This window comes from Flavobacterium algicola, assembly GCF_022399565.1.
GTDB classification, from domain to species: Bacteria; Bacteroidota; Bacteroidia; order Flavobacteriales; family Flavobacteriaceae; genus Flavobacterium; species Flavobacterium algicola.
In genome coordinates this window covers 68,605-87,665 of the sequence record NZ_JAJTUT010000004.1, presented here as the reverse complement: position 1 = coordinate 87,665, position 19,061 = coordinate 68,605, and the positions used below count along the sequence as shown (strand labels likewise).

Genomic DNA, 19,061 nt, shown 5'->3' with positions numbered 1-19,061 from the left:
TAAAAAAATTAATCCCAAATAATTGGCATGAATACTGTCATTTCTGAATCACCTCTATTGGACCAGCTATAATAAGGCACAAAGGAAACTTTTGTGTTTTCTAAAACTGGTTTTGCAACCGTGTGATACATAGCGTCTGTCGTTTTGTCTTTTCTAATCAATGCTTGAGTCGAGATTGATGTGATTCCACCTAATAATTCTGGACGATACATAACATCAAAATTGTTTTTCCCTGAAAGATATACATCTAAGATACTGGTTCCTTTTGGTAAATCTGTAGATTCAGCACAATAAACAACTGGACCTCTCTTAATCGCTACTTGGTTACGTACTTCTTCAATACGACCATGTCCTTCAACTAAGTTTACTTCCATTGGCATATCAAGGGTAACAACGTCTCCTTTTTTCCAACTTCTATTAATAACAGCAAACTCACCAGGAACTACCGTAACACCAGCGTCAAGGCCGTTCACCTTTAATGAACTTCCTTTAGCCCAATTAGGGATTCTGAACATCATTTCGAAAGCACCTTTTTTACACTCATTAACAGTCACTTTTACGTTTCCGTCCCATGGATAGTTTGATACTTGCTCTAATTTTAATTTAGATCCATCAACCATTTTGGTATCTAAAATATTTCCTCCGTATAAATTGATTGAAATACCGTTATCAGCCAAACTATAAGCCCATCCAGAAATTTGAGCAATAGTACGCACTAAGTTAGGTGGACAACAAAAACACTCTAAATACGATTGACGCTCTGGATATTCCGTATTCATTTTTGAGTAGTCCCTAGAACCATGAATTTTACGTAATGGATTTGAATAATAATATTTATCCCCTTCAAGGTTGATTCCTGAAAGTGCACTATTAAACAATACATTTTCGATTACATCAGCATACTTTGATTTTCCGTTAAGCCCCATCATTCGGTAACTAAACATAGAGTTACAAATATTAGCACAAGTTTCGTTGTAAGCTGTCATATTTGGCATCATGTATTCATCAATAAAACCTTCTTCAATCATTTGTCTGTTAGTTGATGCCCCATAATGCGTTTGACCTACCGCTCCTGTTACATACATTTTTCTTTCAGTAACATTTTCCCATAATCTATCAAGAGCCACTACCAAGGCTTTTTCACCCGTTTCAGCAGCAACATCAGCAGCTCCTGCATAGTAATACAATGCTAAAACAGCATGTCCTACGGCTTCACTAGACTCACGCAAAGGAGTAAATTCCTGAACCATATCCCCTACTGGGTATCCTTTAGTAGTTGAGTTTTCTTCAATTCCGTTATGACCTCTGCGATTAATGAATTTCTCCGCTAATGCTAAGTACTTTTTATCTTTTGTTGTACGATACAACTCTACTAATCCCATAATTTGGGTTTGGTTAAAACCAAAACGTGCATATTGTTTCGTATCTTGAAAAAACACTGAATACAGGTTATCAGCATGCTTAACAGCAATATCTAAGAAATTCTTTTTACCCGTAACACGGTAGTGAATACAAGCACTTGTGTACAAATGCCCACTGTTATACATTTCGTGGTATTTACGGTTTTCAAAAGGATCAATCTTATTTCCACTCAATTGAATGGTGGTTTGCAAATATCCATTTGGCAATTGCGCTTTGGCAATTACAGCAATAATATCATCTAATTGTTTTAAGATTTTTGGATCTTTATTTTGCGCATAGACATAAGAAGACGCTTCCATCCATTTGTAAAAATCGCCATCATGCCAAGCAAAACCTTTGTGCTTTCCTTTTTCAAGACCGGCGGCATACTTGAAGTTATTGTAACCGTGTCCTACATCTCCCATTAAAACCTCGCCCATATAAGGCAACATTTTATCTTCACAAATTTTAAACTTATCCGCCCAAAATCCTTTGGTCCAATGACAATCACCAATGTTGATGCTTTTCAACTTTACATTAGGACTGTTTGTATTATCCACAATCCCTTTATTCTGAGCAAAAGAAACATTTAGAAAAAGCATTCCTACAGCAGCTAAACCATACTTAATTTTCATTTTTTTCATTTTTTATATTTATATAAGTAGTTCAATTTTTTGCACTACTATCTACTTGTTTTTGGTATATTCTAATAATTTGATTGGTTCTTTTTTTTATTCAGTATCCACATCCTATCTAAGGTTGTGTAAAATTGATCGAATACACAAAGTAAGCCTAAAAACCCATTTATGTAAATCTATAAATTACCATTAACTTACATTATTTTACCTTATTCTAATCAATTAATGATTTTAATGAGATAAATTCCATAGTAAAAGACAAATCAAAAACACTTAATTATTTTACTGACTTACAATTAAATACCATTAATAAAGCAACTATACTGCTACTAATTTACTGTATTAAAAGTTTTTGGGTAAACAATCCGTTTGAGTTTTCAACTTTGAAAAAATAAACACCTTTAGTATAAAATCCTATAGGCATTTTAAAAGTTGCATTATCCATTATGCTATTTAAAACTACCTTCCCATTATTATCTAGTAAGGTAACTTTCGAATTAAATTCAAAATCATTCAGAACAACGTTTACCGTATCTTTAGCAGGATTAGGAAAGAGTTGCCTTCCTACTTTTTTATCTTTAATTTTTGGTACACTCAGAATTTCTTTTTTCTTCCATACCCTAACATAATCAACAGACATAGTTGCAGGAATAGCAGGTAATTGCTTATTAGCACGCTCATTTGTAATAGGATCTATAGCAACAAATGCATTGTTAACAAATTGTACAAAAGGCACTCTAAGTCCTAAAGAAACCGTAACATTCATAGGACGATACCAATACGTATTAGGCTTGCTCGCTACCCGAACACCATCAACATACCAGATAATCTCAGTTTCATTGACCTCACAACCATAAACATGATAGTCTTGAGTAGGATCAAATGGGGCTGTATATCTATTTTTTTGCGTTTCTACATTTTGTTTTGGACGAAACCAAACATCTGCTCCGTTTACTTTACGTACCAGATGCAAATTAAGATCCATATCATACACATTATCTTGTACACCATTGAAATAATCAAATTGTTGTAATTCAACCACATCAATTTCTGAATAAACCGTTTTACCCTCAGCTGCTGTACGATCAAAATCACTGTACAACCAAAATGAAGGACAAACTCCTCTGCCGTTATCTGATCCTGGTATGTTAATTACCGCTCCTTTGATTCTGGCTTCTACGTAACCGGTTGTAAAAGTGCCTTTTGTTTTTAATATTCCGGAGCTAAAGTAAGTGCCATCCACAGGTACATTATTAGCATTATGGCTCATTTGAATTTCAACAGCATTATTAACCAGTTTTAGATTGCTGGCATTATTCCATTTCCAAGCGCTTACATTAGGAAGATTACTATTCAAAAACCATTTAGTGGTCCAATCAATCGAACCCGAATTAAATTCATCCGACAAATTTTCCTGATACTCCCATTTTTTAGAAGAATCTACATCATTTATTATAGGTGCATGTTGCGCATAAAGCCCAACCTCAAAAAAGATTACACACAAGACTAGAAACCATTGTGATTTTTTCATATCCAAATATTGATTAACTCCCAAAAATAATTAATAACAGCAACTAATAATGTGTTTAACTTACCTTTGAATAAGCTTATTTTATCATTTAAAACTAATGTAAATAAAAAAAGTAGCAAACAGAAGCTTGCTACTTTTAATGAAATCTATAATCAATTTCCTCTAATTCATGAAATTCATTCCGAATTCGAAATTGTATTTACCTGATTTGATAAGGTATTTTTCCATAGGTTCAGATAAGGTACAACCTAAATTACGTTGTTTTAAACCAATGTTTACCGTATAAAAACCTTGTTTAACAAGATCAGTTACATGGGGTGCTTTTTCAATATCTTCAGCAGCATACGCCCAAACTGAGAACTCAAAAATAGGATCTCCAGTAAACATTACAGTTTCTTTTTTATTATTAGATTGCAAACGCATCCATCTAGTTTCAGTATGATTACCCGTTTCTTGAGGTTTTATGTAATGAAAGAACATATCATCTGTTTTGACACTGAATTCATCAATCTCTGAAGATTTATTTCGATCACTATAATTCTCATAAGGTCCTTTTCCGTAATAAGTGGTATTGACAAGTGTATTTGAAACTCCCATAGTCAAACCAATTCTCATAATATCAGGTAAGTTTTCAGCAGCATCTAAATCCATTTTTACTGTAATTGCGCCATCTCCTGATATAAGATAATTGAGCTTTAAATTGACTTTAGCATCTAAAGATTGTGTAACTACAACGCTAATTAAATTTCCGTTTTCTTTAGAAACCACTACTGATTTGGTTTGTAACTTATTCAAAATATCTTTCCACAACCCTTGTGATTTTTTCCACTCCCCACCATAACCTCCACGATGATCATTATCAATGGCTGGACGCCAAAAATTAGGTTTCAACGGAGCCATAAGTTGTTCAACACCATTATTTTTAAACGAAACAATTTGACCGTTTTTCTTAGAAACGGTTATTGAAAACTTTTTACCGCTTACAATGATTTCGTTTGAGTTATCAGCAAAGTCAAATCCATCCACTTGTTTGTCTGTTACTACCGCTTTCACAGGTAAACTCTCGTGTATTAAAATTTGGTTACTTGCAATTTCATATCCAGCTTTACACCACAATCTATCTGCTTTTTCGTGTAAACTCATTCTTAAGAAATACTCATTACCTTCCTTATAATTGATATTTCCAAAAGGGATTTTAATTTCCTTAAAATTTTCGGCAGGAATATCAATATTTGAAAGTGTCCCTTTTTTGATTTCTTTTCCGTTTTCAGAAAGTGTCCATCTGATCTCGTACTGATCAATATTTGTAAAATTAAAACGGTTTACCACTCGTACCGTTTCTTTTTGATTGATTACTTTTTCAAAAACTACAGGTTGAAAAACATGCTTAGCTTCCCATGCTTGTGGATTTGGTTCTAAATTAGGAGCAAATAATCCGTTGACACAAAAATTACTATCATTTGGGAAGTCGCCAAAATCGCCTCCATAAGCATAAAACATTTTACCGTCCTTAGTCTTTTTCTCTAAACCTTGATCTACCATGTCCCAGATAAAACCACCTATTAAGTTTGGTCGCGCTCTGATTTCGTCCCAATACTCCGTTAACCCACCTAAGGAATTACCCATGGCGTGTAGGTATTCGCAGAAAATAATCGGTCTATTAATATATGGTGATGTTGCTAGTCCAATAACATGCTTAAAACTTGGATACATCCTACTGATGACATCTACATATTTAGGATCATCAGGATTTGCCATAGTAGGCAATTGTTTTGTAAGATAACCAGCGTCTTCAATAAAAGCTGGATTGCTTGGATCCCCTTGAGCACCTTCATAATGTACAAAACGCGAAGGGTCGTAATAACGAATCCAGTTAGCTGCAGCTGCAAAGATAGGTCCTGTACCAGACTCGTTCCCTAGAGACCATGAAATAATACAAGCTTCGTTTTTATCTCTTTCCACCATACGGTAAATGCGACTCATAATAGACCCAGACCATGAAGGTGTATTAGCAAGTAGTCCTCCCACATGATGACTCTCCACATTAGCTTCATCCATCACATACAAACCGTATTCATTACACAATTGATAAAAATAAGGATCATTAGGGTAATGAGAGGTTCTTACAGCATTGATATTGAACTTTTTTAGAATTTCAACATCTTTACGTAAATCATCATGCGTCAACGCCTTCCCTCGAATTGGGTTGTGGTCATGGCGGTTTACCCCCATAATCTCCACTACTTTTCCATTAATGAGTAATTCGTTTTTCTTAGAAAATTCTACTTTTTTGAATCCTATTTTTTGGCTTCTGGATTCTACAATTTCACCTTTTGGATTGGTTACTGTAAACACCATTGTATATAAATACGGATCCTCAGCTGACCATTTACGAGGAGAGGTAATTTTTGTTTTTATAAAACCAAATTTCGTAATATCCTTAGCAGGCCATCTTTCATTAAAAACGCCTTCTACGGTTGTTGAAAGTCCATCGGCTAAAACTTTATTATTGTTTTTATCATACAATTGAGCATTAATCTTCCAACCTTTCAAATTATTTTGATCCTCTTTAACCCATACTTTAGGGCGGATTTCAACCAAAGCGTCTTTAAGACTTTCGTCCAAAGTTGTTCTTATATAAAAATCATTTAAGGAAATTTTTGGCTGAGCCAAAAGCAAAACCTCACGATGAATTCCACTCAATCGCCACATGTCTTGATCTTCTAGATAACTACCGTCACTCCATCTAAAAACTTGAATAGCCACACGGTTTTTACCTGAAACCAAATAATCAGTAACGTCAAACTCAGCTGCCAAACAACTGCCTTGGCTATAGCCCACTTTTTTCCCGTTAACCCATACATAAAAAGCCGAAGTTACTCCTCCAAAATGAAGAACAACAGATTGCTCTTTCCAGTCAGCAGGTACTTCAAAATCACGATAATAAGTTCCTACAGGATTGTCTCTGTAAATTTTTGGTGGAACAGGAGGTTGTGGTCCTTTCCAATCAAATTTTTTCTCAAAACTTGCTTTTGGTGTAAAAGGATAGGTAATATTAGTATAAATAGGTTGTCCATATCCTTCTAATTCCCAGTTAGATGGCACGGGAATATCTTTCCAGTTGGCGCCTTGAAAATCTTTTGCCATAAAATCAGTCGGTCTATCTTCTGATTTTTCGACAAAATTAAATTTCCAAACGCCGTTCAATGATAGCATTCTTGAAGCGTCACGATTGCCCTTTAGAGCATCTTGGACATTTTTATACGAATAGGATGGAACACGAGATTCCATTTTATTTTGTTCGAAAACAAACTCATTCTCCCAATCATTTTGTGCCCCAATCCACTGCGTAGCAAGAAGGGTTAGCAATACTATAAGTGATGTTTTATTTTTCATTTTTAAAGGATTGTAATCAATATTATAACCAACAAAAACCGCTAGAATGGGTTTTGTTTTTGAGTAAAAAGAAGGCTACTCAAAGATCTTTATTTTTACTCCAAAAAAGAAATGCTTTCTTGGAGATTGTATTATTTTATTTCGTTTTTAACACGTATGAAATGATTCTTTAAGGCTTCAAAATCACCGTTATCAATCATTTTTTTATCAAAAAGAGAACTTCCCATTCCCACACCAACGGCACCTGCCTTAAAGAAAGAATCAATATTTTCAGCAGAAACACCGCCAGTAGGCAGTAATTTAATTTCATTTAAAGGTGCACTTACATCTTTAATAAACTGTGTTCCTAATTGTGTTGCGGGAAATATTTTCACTGCCGAAGCTCCTAAATGCCAAGCTTGATAAATTTCAGTAGGCGTATATGCTCCTGGAAAAATAGGAATATTTAATTCCACTGCTTTTTGAATAACGGCAGCATCAATAATAGGTGTTACAATAAATTGAACGCCAGCATTGACCGCTTTATCTAAATCAGCAAGTGTACAAACAGTTCCTGCTCCTACATTCAAGTTTGGAAATTCTTTTCTAAGTGCTGTAATTATTTCGGTTGCTCCCTCAGTATTCATTGTAATTTCAATTGTTGACAAACCAGCATCACTGTACACAGCCGCTACCTTCAAAACAACATCCAATGGAATTCCTCTCACGATACCTACTACTGGAGACTCATTAAAAAGCTCCCACGAAAATCCTGAATTATTTTTCATTAAGTACAATTATTTTCTTTTGTCCTATTAATAAAGCCCTTTCTAAGGTGTTGCTATCAAAACAAACTAAATTATCAGCAACGATTAATTTTTCAAGGGCTAACTTGTATAATTTATAAACGGCACCAGAGGCAGCAAGGAAAACCTTGCCTGTATGTCCTTTCAAATAAGACAATTCATCACCAATTAAAAGTCCGCTTAGATAATAAAAATTATCTTCTTTTTTAGATTCACCAAACAAATGTGTAGCTCTAACAGTTAATAAGTTAGCACTCCATTCACCTTCAAAACCTACTTCAATTCCTTTTAGAAAAGCTTGTTCACTATCCGTATTCCAACCTAAATTTTCGATGGAATTACTCAAAATACTTTTAGACGATAAAACCTCAAAAAGTTCACCGGTCATATAGTTTCTTAATCCCGTAAACGTACCCACTTCATAATACATATGCTTACAATGTGTACCTGGTAAAATCAGCGTACCTGAATCAAATTGCTTTAATTCATCTTCCAAACCAATAGCTTGAATTTCTTCGCCACGCATCATTCCGGTTGCCGTTTTCACACCTGAAATCACTAATAAGTTCAAATCTTCAGGAACCAAATTCAAATTTTTCCAAAGCAAACTTTTACCGTCCATTGTAATAGGCATATCCGTGTACGGAAGCTCATATAAACCAATACTAGATGAAGACATTCCTGCTAAAACAACCAAATGTTTTTGATGTTCCGCAGGTAGGTTTTGAATTTGACTTACTAAGTAATCCGTAAAAAATTGCTGTTGACTTAGTGAATCTTGTTTTTGAAATTTTTCAAAAATGGTTTTGACTCCTTGATCTGTTTTGTGTTCTTCGAGAACGTTCAAATTTTCGGTTTCGACTAATCGTAGCCTAAAATTACTGGTTCCCCAATCACAGCTAATAAAATATTTTGGAAGTTTCATGCTACTATAAAGCTTTTGTAACGCGTTTTTTAATCAAATAATCATCTAGTGCATACCCCGAACAATCAACTCCTATTCCGCTATTTTTAACTCCACCATGAGGCAAATAAATATCGTATTTCACACCATTTAATTGCACTTCACCAAACTCTAAATTTTCAGCAAAAAACTGTAATTTTTTCTCGTCTGTTGAAAACACATATGAAGCCAAACCAGCATCAGTATCATTGGCTAATTCAATTACTTCTTCTTGAGTTGAAAATGGCACTAGGATAGCCACTGGACCAAAAAATTCTTTTTGTAAAATAGCTGCTTTTTTATCCTCCAAACGAATCAATGTTGGTGCATAATAATATCCTTTATCGCCTACATTTTCCCCACCAAAAATCAATTCTCCACCTTGACTGATCGCTTCTTTTACAAGACCATCAATCTTTTCTCTAGCCACTTTATTAGCAATAGGTCCCATATTAGGTTGGTTTTCTTTACCAAAACCTATTTTAGCATTTTTGAATTTTTCCAGCATTCCGTTACTAAATTCTTCGATAACGGATTCATGGATAAAAAATCGATTAGGAGCCACACATATTTGACCAGAATTACCAATTTTTAAAGCCGCACCAATGGTAACCGCTAAATCCATATCAGCATCAGGAAAAACAATAAAAGGGGCATTCCCTCCACACTCCATGCTGTATCTTTTGATAGATGTTTTACTGCTTTGACCAATTAATTTTTGAGCCGTTTCAGTAGAACCGATCATTGTAATTAATCTTGGAATAGTACTCTCACACAGCGGAATACCTACATTTTGTAAATCTCCTGAAAGAACTGTAATGACTCCTTTTGGGAAATTAATTTCTGCACAAATTTCACCAATAATATGCGCTGATAAAGGAGAAAACTCAGAAGGTTTGATAATAATACTACAACCAGCTGCTAAAGCAGGACCTAGTTTAAAACCTAAATTTAATAATGGAAAATTATACGCTAAAAAAGCAACTACAACTCCTAATGGTTGAGATAAAATTTGGTGTTGGTGTGTTCCTTCTTTATCTTCAATATCAATTATATGTCTTCTTTTAATTTCTTCAGAATAAAAAGCTAAAGAATTGGTAATACTCGTTAGGTCTTCACTACTACCTTCCCAAGTTTTACCCATTTCATGCATGATACTGTTACGCAACAAATCACTGTTTTCAATCAGTTTTGTTCGTAATTTATCAATCCAATCCAAACGTTCTTCTAGAGGCAAAACAGACCATGTTTTAAATCCTTCTTGAGCGGTTTGAAGTGCTCTCTCAGTATCTTCTTTACTTGCCCAAGCAAGTGATCCAACTTTCTCTTCGTTTGCCGGACTAATTACATCAAAAGTTGCATTGTTACTAGCATCAATTAATTGTCCGTCTATATATAATTTTTTATGTCCAAAATCCATAACTATTCTTTTAAAGCAAATTTATATAATGCATCTTCATTCAAAGTAAATCCAAGTCCCGGTTTGTCTGAAACTTTGATTAATCCTTTATCAAAAACCATATCACTAGTTGTTAATTGTTCACGTAAAGGGTTTTCTGTACGATCATGTTCAATGTAACATTCTGGAGAACGCAAACGCCCCGGCATGCAATCTAAGTTACTAATAAAATGTAAAGCTGCCGCAAAAGCAATTCCAGTTCCCCAAGTATGAGGGACAACTTCTACTCCGTAAACAGTAGCAAGAGTTCCTATTCGTTTGGCTTCAGTAAGTCCTCCTGTAGCGCAAATATCGGGTTGAATAATATCTACCGATTTAGACTGTAATAAAGTTTGAAAACCAAAACGTAAATATTCACACTCACCTCCTGAAATGGGAATAGTTGTTTTCGTTCTTAATTCAGCATATTGATCATAATATTCAGGAGATATAGGCTCTTCAAACCAAGAAATATCATATTTCTCCACTGCATTAGCTAACTGAACAGCTTCACGTAAATTGTAAGCATGATTCGAATCAATCATCAATTTAACATCTGGACCAATGGTTTCTCTAAGTTTTTTGACGTTTTCGATGTCCTCTTCCAGTGTTAATCCCACTTTCATTTTCATCGCTTTATACCCAAGGTTTACATATTCTAAAGCTTCTTTACATAATTTATCAGCCATTACTCCACCTTCAGTAAAATACATACCCGTTGCATAAGGTACAATAGTATCACGCTTTTTACCACCTAATAACTGATGAACAGGTTGCTCTAAAATTTTACCTTTCAAATCCCACAAAGCAACATCAATAGCGCTTATAGCGGCCACTAGCACTCCTCTTCTTGCAAAATCCAAAGTTCTACGATACATTACACTCCAAATCGTTTCAGTCTGTAACGGGTTCATTCCTACCACATGAGGAGTCAAAAACTCTATACCAGCCTTAATTAGACCCGCAGGACCATATCCTTCTCCCCATCCTACATGTCCTGAATCAGAAGTAACTTTAACTACACATATACGTCTTTCCGAATATTCCCATTGCGAAAAGTAAAAAGTTTCCTTAAGTTTATCTGCAAGAATAAAACATTCAATTGATTTAATTTTCATCTTAAGTTCTATATTATATAAATACTATTCTTTTAATTAACGCTATTAGCATATCCTAAAATAATAGTGGCTCCAATTAAAATAAAAAGTCCCACTAACAAATAAGATGAAGCCTTACCTGCACCTAGCCATTCCTTATTTAGGTATGCCCATAAATTCCCAACAATCAATGAAACACCTAATAAAATAGGCCATCCTATTACAGAACCCATTGCTCCCATCAAAGTAGCACCTTGTCCATAAATCCCTAAAGCTCCAAACCAAAGTATGGAGGCAATGATTGCCCACATATATGCCTTACCTGATTTTTCGACACCAAAAGAATTCCATGTATTATTCTTGAACAATAAAAAGATAGCATAACCTGCATTGATGATAAATCCACCCCAAAGCACTACTACCCAAATAGCTAAACTGGTATTTCTTGTTAATGCCCCAGCAGTTTCTGCAAGGACCCCAATTGATTTTCCTTTATCAAAACCAACACTCAATGCCGCCGATAACAAACCACTAAGAACAGCGATAATTAAACCTGCTTTAAGGTCAATTTTTGTATCATTACTATCTTGTGTGTTTTTATCTCGAAGAATTCCAGCAAAAGCAGTAAATGCTACTCCCACTAACATCAATAAAACCCCGCCTATTACATAAGGGAAAGCAGGTAAATTAGTTGCATTTTCAATCAAAAAGAAAGGAATCAAACTTCCTGCCGCAGCACATACTCCCATAACAATCCCATAAGTCAATGAGATACCGATATAAGGAATACTTTTTCCAAACATAATTCCACCAACACCCCAAAGTGCTCCAAAGAACATCCCTTGTAAAATAGCGTCAGAGGGTGCTTGAGCAATTACATCAAACAAATTAGGTACTACTATCATAGCCCAAACTAAAGGGATTAATAGCATAGCAACAATTGCATGCACTAACCACCATGCCTCCCATTTAAGAGGTGCCATAAACTTCATTCCAAGTCCAAATGATCCTTGAAAAATACTTGCTAACAATACTAAAGCAAAAGGTATAAATGTAAATTCCATAAATTTTTTCTTTTAACAAATAAAAGGGAATAAAACGAGTTTACCGTAATTGAATTTACCTTACTATGGCACTATTTTAACATTTTAATCAAAATCGGTTCTTTTTAATATTATACATGATAGAACTCCTTGCTGACAGTTAAATTTTTACTTAAAAAAGAAGAAAAAATAAGACTTTTAAACTCCGAAACTGTAAAACAAAAAAAGCTTATTGAAACTGGGTTTCAATAAGCTTCTCTTCATCAGGACTAAAACAGAATCCTAATTTATATCTATATTTTAATTAATTGCATTAATAGCATAACGGCTAATATATTCAGACGGCGTCACATTCATAAGTGATTTAAACTGACGATTAAAATTAGTAATGGTATTAAAACCTGATAAATAACAAACTGTTGCTACTTGCATCTCACCTTCAATCAATAATTTGCAAGCGTTTCTTAATCTGATTTCGTTAAGATATTGTGTAAATGATTTTCTAGTTCTCTTTTTAAAATACCTACAAAAAGCATTGGGAGTCATATAAGCTACCGAAGCTACTTCTTCAAGCTCAATTTTTTTATCAAAATTCTCCGTTAGAAACGAAATAATTCTTGCCATACGCTCTTTTTCTTTATTAGTATAACTGCTTACCACTACTTCTGAACACAAAGAATGAAAATCGTCCGTCGATGACAAAACTTCTAAAACATTTAAAAGACCTATAATATTCTTAAGTCCATTATTTTGCGTTAGCTCCACCATAATTTGATGCACTACCTTCGAAATAGCTTTTGAGAATTTCAATCCTTTTTCAGCATTTTCTAACAATAACTGCAACGCACGACTTTCAGATAGATTTAAAAACTGTTTTCCTAAAAACTCTGGATCAAATTTAACAACAATCATATCTACTGTTTCAGCCTCAACAGGTGAAAGTGGATTCACTTTATCATTTTTAAAAAGATGCGGTACATTACTCCCAATCATATACAAATCACCCGCATTAAAAGTCCCAATGGAATTCCCTATATAACGGGTTCCTGAGCTTTTAATAAAATAAATCAATTCGATCTCCTTATGAAAATGCCAGTCATGATCTAAACAAGGTTTTTTATCATGTTTTACTGAAAAAGAATTTTCTGGTTTGCTTTCGGTTTGTTTGTAAGTTAGTTTCATAGCATTATCTATACTTAATTAAATATCAAATACAATTCCATTTATCATAGTGATATTAAACATTGAAATACAAAAATAAAGAAAATATTACCCAAAAAATACCAATAACATAATTTTAACGCTAATAAAAAGTATAATTACAAAAATAGAGTGCAAAATTCATATAGTTAAAATAATACTACATTCAATTTGATGAATCTAATCATTTTTTATAATCATCATTCAGTTCGAATAATTCTCTTTTTATAAATTTATATTAAAAAAAAAGACAGTAACAAGGTTTCCCTAATTACTGTCTTTCAAACTGAAAATTTAATTTACTAAAATTAGAAAACCATCCTATTCAAATCTTTATTTAACTGGCTTAACGACTAATTTCCCTTTCAAGTCATTAATTGTCGCAGTCATTGAAATTTTACTTTTCTTGTCTCCTATTTGTAGCAATGCAGTGGCAATTCCGGCTTCGGCATTTACGCCACCTACGTTCATCACTTTTGCGTCACCTTTGATTGAAAAATCAATTTTCCCATCATAATCTGGAAGTATTGTTCCGTTTTTATCCACCGCAGCGATATAAACAAAAACAACATCATTTACTCCTGATTGTGGTTTCTTGCCACTTTCATCTACCCAAATTTTTAATTTAACTGCTGATTCTGGAGTTTTAACTGTAGTCGTTTCTACTTGTTTATCATTCCTAAAACCAACTGCTTTCAACTCTCCTGCTTCAAACTTAGCTACCTTAAATGTATAAGGTGCATGAGGTAGTTTTGTGGTATTTTTATCGCTATCTGGTTTTTGTTTCCCAATGCTTTTCCCGTTCAGGAACAACTCCACTTGGTCACAATTACTGAATACTTTTACATTCAAATTCGATTTTGTATTCCAATAACTAGCTATTCTTAATACTATATTTTCTTCAGGGCTTTTTTGACTTTCGTAGAAATTGAAACCAAATTTTGGCAAACGGAAAATATCCATAATCCCCGAAGTTTCAATATCATTGTGATATCCACGGTTGTAATCGTACATTACCCAATAGCCGTCACCAAAAGCGGCTGTATTTAAGTTATCATTATAAGATTCTTGTAAGTTAAACGCTTGTTGCAATAAGGCTTGCTCCCCTTCTTTTCTATAATGGCGACTGCTTTTTTCCAAACGAATGTCTTTTGGCATTTTATCTTGATTCAAACCAGCATTGCTCGAATAGTATTCCCAATCCCCATATTCTGAAACAAAATAAGGTTTCGGTTTTGTATCATGGTTTTCATTCCCATGCATAATGCGGTGTTGTCTGGCTTGAAAATAAATATCGTATACATCAGGCATCCATCCACAAGAAAAAGCTTGGCTTCCTGGATATTCTTGGTGTACTCTTCTATCCAATTCTTCCATGAAAGGAATCGGCATCTTCGTTTCATTCAATGATACTTCCCATGAAACTACAGATGGATGGTTGCGATCACGACGCACTAAATTAGTAGCCGACTCATAGCAGAAGTTTTTGAAAGCTTCATTTTCATTATAATATTGCCATCCTAAAATAGCATCAACCACAAACAATCCTAATTCATCACAAGCGTCCAAGAACGCAGGCGATTGTGGGTAATGTGACAACCTGATACAATTGAATCCTGCGTCTTTAATCTTTTTAGCATCGCGGTATTGTGCGTTATCTGATAATGCATAACCAATAAAAGGATATTCTTGATGGCGATTCACACCACGCAAATAAGTTTTCACTCCATTCACATACAAATCCGTTCCTCTAAATTCTAACGAACGAATTCCAAAATTAGTAGTCTCTTTATCTTTCAACTTACCGTCTACTAAGACTTTAGTTTCCAATTGATATAAATTAGGGTTTTCAGGTGTCCATAAATTTGGGTTACTTATTGCAATTATAGCTTGTAACTCAACATCCCCTTTAGAAGCAATCGTAGTTTGAGATTTTCTTTCGGTAACTTTTTTTCCTTTAAATGTTATCGATTGAATCAATTCTACTTGTTGTGATGCATTCGTTTCGTTTACCAAATGCGTTTTAACAGCCACATCTGAAGATTGCTTATCAACCTTTGGAAATGTGATAAAAACACCACCACCGGCCATTTTATTAGCCAATAAAGGATGCGAAATATACACTTTTTCCTTGTAGGTAATCCAAGCGTTACGATACAAACCACCGTACATATTGAAATCTAATATTTTTAGTGGTTTAGGACCTGTAATAGGATTATCGGTGTTGTCTAATTTTACAGCAATGGTATTGATTTCACCTGCTTTTACAAACTTTGAAGCATCAATCAAAATAGGTAAATATCCACCTTGTTGGTATGCCACTTGAACGCCATTAATCCAAACGGTAGCAATATTCATCGCACCTTCAAATTCTAGAAATACTTTTTTATCTTTGGCAGAAGCCTCAACCTTAAAGGCTTTACGGTACCAACATATGCCTTGCCATTGATTATTAACAACCAAAGGTTCGATATTAGCAGTATGAGGCAAACGTACTTTTTCCCAATTGGAATCATTATAATTTGCTTGCACCAAATCTTTATCGGCATTTACTGTACCATTAACTTTGGTGAATTTCCAATCTTTATTAAAATCAATTTTTACACTCGTTTCCTGAGCTATTGTAGCCACAGAAAAGCCTATAAAAAAAAACCGTAACCACAACTGTGATGTCTTTAAAAAGGAATTATTCATCGTTATTTTTTGTTTGTTTTGTATTATTTTTTGTTTTGTTTGCTGCTTTATACTGATTTCCCATTTTTTTGAAACCAATTTCAACACCACTAAGCATTTGCTGGTACAATTCGGGCTTTTCTTTTTTCACCCATTCAAAAATTTTCACAGCATCAGCTTCTTCGGGAATATAAACATCACTTACAGGCGTCATTTCTTTATCATACCAAAGTGTTTTTTTACGCAATTCGGCAAGTGTTTTACTGTATTTTTTATCGAAAGCGAGGTTGTGTAATTCCTCTGGATCTTTTTCTAAATCATACAATTCTTCAACTGGTTTTGTTTTAGCAAAAAATGGTTTTTGAGCTTCGTTCAACTTTCCTTCTTCGTTCAATTTGCGCATAATATGTACCGCAGGACGGTAAAACTCCAGATAGGCTTGATGAGCATCATACGGAACTTCAGGCTTATCATTACGAATGTATTTCCATTTATCCGAGGTTACTGCTCTTGATTTTTCCTCAATCTCATCCCATAAATCACGGGCTGCATACACATAATCGTTTTTAAATCCTTTTTGTGCTATTGACTTTCCGGTAATATAAGACGGCACTTTTACTCCTGCCCAATCCAAAATAGTAGCCGTAATATCCACCGCCGAAACGATTTCTTTACTCACATGTGCTCCTTTATAATTTTGAGGATAATGAACAATAAAAGGAATACGCAAACCCGAATCGGCCAGATAGCCTTTTCCTCTTAAATTACATCTTCCGTTGTCACCAATAAAAACGACAATCGTATTATCAGCCAATCCTTTATCTTCTAATTCTTTGAAAATCATTCCGACTTCGTTATCCAAAAACTCAATTTGGTCTAAATATTTCGCCCAATCCAAACGAATAGCAGGATCATCCGCTAAATACGAAGGTAATTTCACCTTATTTGGATCAACTGGATGTGCTGATTTTTCTCTAACCTCGTTCCACCAATCTCCTCTATGGCTTGCCACCAACTGAATTTGAGCAAAGAAAGGTTTGCCATCATTTTCAAACGTATCGTATTTGTCAAACAAACCAAACTGCGTTTTTCCATCCCAAGGCCCAATAGCCGTCGACTTGAAATTCATATCCGTTTTACGACCTAGTCCCATTACGGCATGATTCCCTAGAACTGTTGTATATCCAGCTTCTCTTAACAAAGCGGTAAACGGTTTGAATCGAGAATCCAAAGGCACATCACGATTCGAACGGTGGTTTTGTGCATTAATTTTAAGCTGATGTGTCCCCACCATCATTGCAGAACGACTTGGCGAACAAATAGGATTGGTTACAAAACAATTGTCATAACGCACTCCTTCGGCCGCCATTTTATTCAGATTAGGGGTTTTCACGGCTTCCATTCCGTAACACTCTAAATCCAAACTCATATCCTCGGCCATCAGCCAAATAATATTCGGTCTTTTGAGTTCTTTTTGAGCAATTGCAGAAATACTCAATAAGGAAGCAATTGCTACAGGTATTATTTTTTTTAAAATTATCATCTCTCTAGTTATCCTTTTTTATAATTTGGAACCGCCTCTTTCTCCCATTTAGCAATATCTTTTTTCAATTTTTCTGCTTGTTTCAATTCGATAGTAATCAAATCTTTTTGCTCAGAAAGATCATTTTTGATATTAAACAATTGGAATTTCCCACTGTGGTATTTAATCAATTTCCAATCGCCTGCAATCACAGCCGCATATTGGTCTTCATAACTACGGAAGAAATACAAACTTCTGTCTTTAAACTTTTTCCCGTTTACAATAGGCATTAAACTTTTTCCGTTTACTTGTTTATCAGTACACGTTTTTCCTGAAGCAATATCTACTAATGTTGGAAAAACATCTGTGGTTTGAATTGGAATATCCGAAATGGTATTGGCTTTAGTCACCCCCGGATAATATAGTAAGAACGGTACTCTTGCACCACCTTCACCTAAGGTATTTCCACCAGTTTTACCACCGCTCAAAGGCGCATTGGTAAAAAAACCTCCTTGATCAGAAGTAAATATAATCACGGTATTATCAGCAATTCCTTTTTCGATCAATGCTTTTCTAACTCTTCCTACTGATTCATCAACAGCCGAAATCATCGCAGCATATTCGGCATCTTTTCCTTTTAATCCTTCTTTTTTGTATTGTTCCACCCAGTCTTTTCGACCTATTTGTGGTCCATGCACATCATAATGAAAGAACGAAAGCATAAATGGTTTTTCATTTTTATAATTCGAAATAAAATCTAAAGCTTTGTTTGCCAAAACCGTTTCTAAATATAAATCCGTTTTATCAAAATTTGCCAATGGATTAACATCCTTGAAAAATGGTGGATAATAATTCTTTGGATGTCCGTAATTACAAACACCATATTCTTCGTCAAATCCTTGTTTCGTTGGGTAATAACGAGCATCACCCAAATGCCATTTTCCTAAGAAAAAATTATAATATCCTAGTTCTTTCAAACGCTCTGCATAGGTGACCTCTTTCAATGGCAACATATTGATTGATGGCATTTGCACTGGATCATTAGGCCATAAGCTAAAGTCATTTATAGAATTTCCTTTGTCGTCAAAATCAATTCCGTTACCATCATCAACGTGGCGTACCATTTGAAAACGAACCGGCTCCATTCCTGTCAAAATCGAAGCACGACTAGGACTACAAGTAGGTGTAGCCACATAAGCACGGCTAAATTCCATTCCGTCTTGACGTAATTGATCAATATTAGGAGTATGAAATTTTGCATTGCGATACCCTACATCTGCCCATCCTAAATCATCCACAAAGAACAGAACGACATTGGGTTTCTTTTGTCCAAAACTTAATTGTAGTGCCATCAAAAACACTAAAACAACGATTAATTTTTTCATTTTTATTAT

At 34.6% G+C, this 19,061-nt stretch carries 12 protein-coding genes; all 12 read right to left on the bottom strand.

The genetic code is table 11. The features are described from left to right. Positions 1 to 8: 8 nt before the first annotated feature. The 12 genes from LXH21_RS14695 to LXH21_RS14640 all read right to left on the bottom strand — a co-directional run bounded on the left by LXH21_RS14695 (position 9) and on the right by LXH21_RS14640 (position 19,052). Positions 9 to 2,036, bottom strand: coding sequence for a glycoside hydrolase family 127 protein (locus tag LXH21_RS14695; RefSeq protein WP_239867555.1), 2,028 nt, complete (start codon positions 2,034 to 2,036; stop codon positions 9 to 11). A gap of 337 nt (positions 2,037 to 2,373) precedes the next feature. After that, a complete protein-coding gene (locus LXH21_RS14690) occupies positions 2,374 to 3,570 on the bottom strand; it encodes a family 16 glycosylhydrolase (RefSeq protein ID WP_239867552.1) in 1,197 nt (398 codons plus the stop codon). A gap of 162 nt (positions 3,571 to 3,732) precedes the next feature. After that, positions 3,733 to 6,966 carry a glycoside hydrolase family 2 TIM barrel-domain containing protein gene (locus LXH21_RS14685; protein WP_239867550.1) on the bottom strand — a complete coding sequence of 1,078 codons (3,234 nt, stop codon included), beginning with the start codon at positions 6,964 to 6,966 and terminating at the stop codon, positions 3,733 to 3,735. A gap of 131 nt (positions 6,967 to 7,097) precedes the next feature. Next, entirely contained in the window at positions 7,098 to 7,733 is a 636-nt protein-coding gene (locus tag LXH21_RS14680; protein ID WP_239867546.1) for a bifunctional 4-hydroxy-2-oxoglutarate aldolase/2-dehydro-3-deoxy-phosphogluconate aldolase, read from the bottom strand. Continuing rightward, complete coding sequence (locus LXH21_RS14675; protein ID WP_239867543.1) at positions 7,723 to 8,676, bottom strand: 2-dehydro-3-deoxygalactonokinase; 954 nt, start codon at positions 8,674 to 8,676, stop codon at positions 7,723 to 7,725. Before LXH21_RS14675 ends, LXH21_RS14680 begins: the two co-directional genes overlap by 11 nt. A gap of 4 nt (positions 8,677 to 8,680) precedes the next feature. After that, entirely contained in the window at positions 8,681 to 10,114 is a 1,434-nt protein-coding gene (locus LXH21_RS14670) for an aldehyde dehydrogenase family protein (protein WP_239867540.1), read from the bottom strand. A gap of 2 nt (positions 10,115 to 10,116) precedes the next feature. Beyond that, complete coding sequence (locus LXH21_RS14665) at positions 10,117 to 11,250, bottom strand: mandelate racemase/muconate lactonizing enzyme family protein (RefSeq protein WP_239867537.1); 1,134 nt, start codon at positions 11,248 to 11,250, stop codon at positions 10,117 to 10,119. Positions 11,251 to 11,282: 32 nt separating this feature from the next. Next, complete coding sequence (locus tag LXH21_RS14660; protein ID WP_239867534.1) at positions 11,283 to 12,293, bottom strand: L-rhamnose/proton symporter RhaT; 1,011 nt, start codon at positions 12,291 to 12,293, stop codon at positions 11,283 to 11,285. Positions 12,294 to 12,572: 279 nt separating this feature from the next. Further along, the gene (locus tag LXH21_RS14655) at positions 12,573 to 13,454 is read right to left on the bottom strand and encodes an AraC family transcriptional regulator (protein WP_239867532.1); all 882 of its coding nucleotides are present in this window, start codon (positions 13,452 to 13,454) and stop codon (positions 12,573 to 12,575) included. 351 nt (positions 13,455 to 13,805) lie between these two features. After that, entirely contained in the window at positions 13,806 to 16,166 is a 2,361-nt protein-coding gene (locus tag LXH21_RS14650) for a glycoside hydrolase family 2 protein (protein ID WP_239867529.1), read from the bottom strand. Next, positions 16,159 to 17,688: a sulfatase family protein gene (locus LXH21_RS14645; protein WP_239867527.1), complete on the bottom strand. Its 1,530-nt coding sequence runs from the start codon at positions 17,686 to 17,688 to the stop codon at positions 16,159 to 16,161. The genes LXH21_RS14650 and LXH21_RS14645 overlap by 8 nt, the downstream gene beginning before the upstream one ends. Positions 17,689 to 17,696: 8 nt before the next feature. Beyond that, positions 17,697 to 19,052 (bottom strand): sulfatase, encoded by a 1,356-nt coding sequence (locus LXH21_RS14640; protein ID WP_239867524.1) that lies wholly within the window; start codon positions 19,050 to 19,052, stop codon positions 17,697 to 17,699. Positions 19,053 to 19,061: the final 9 nt, after the last annotated feature.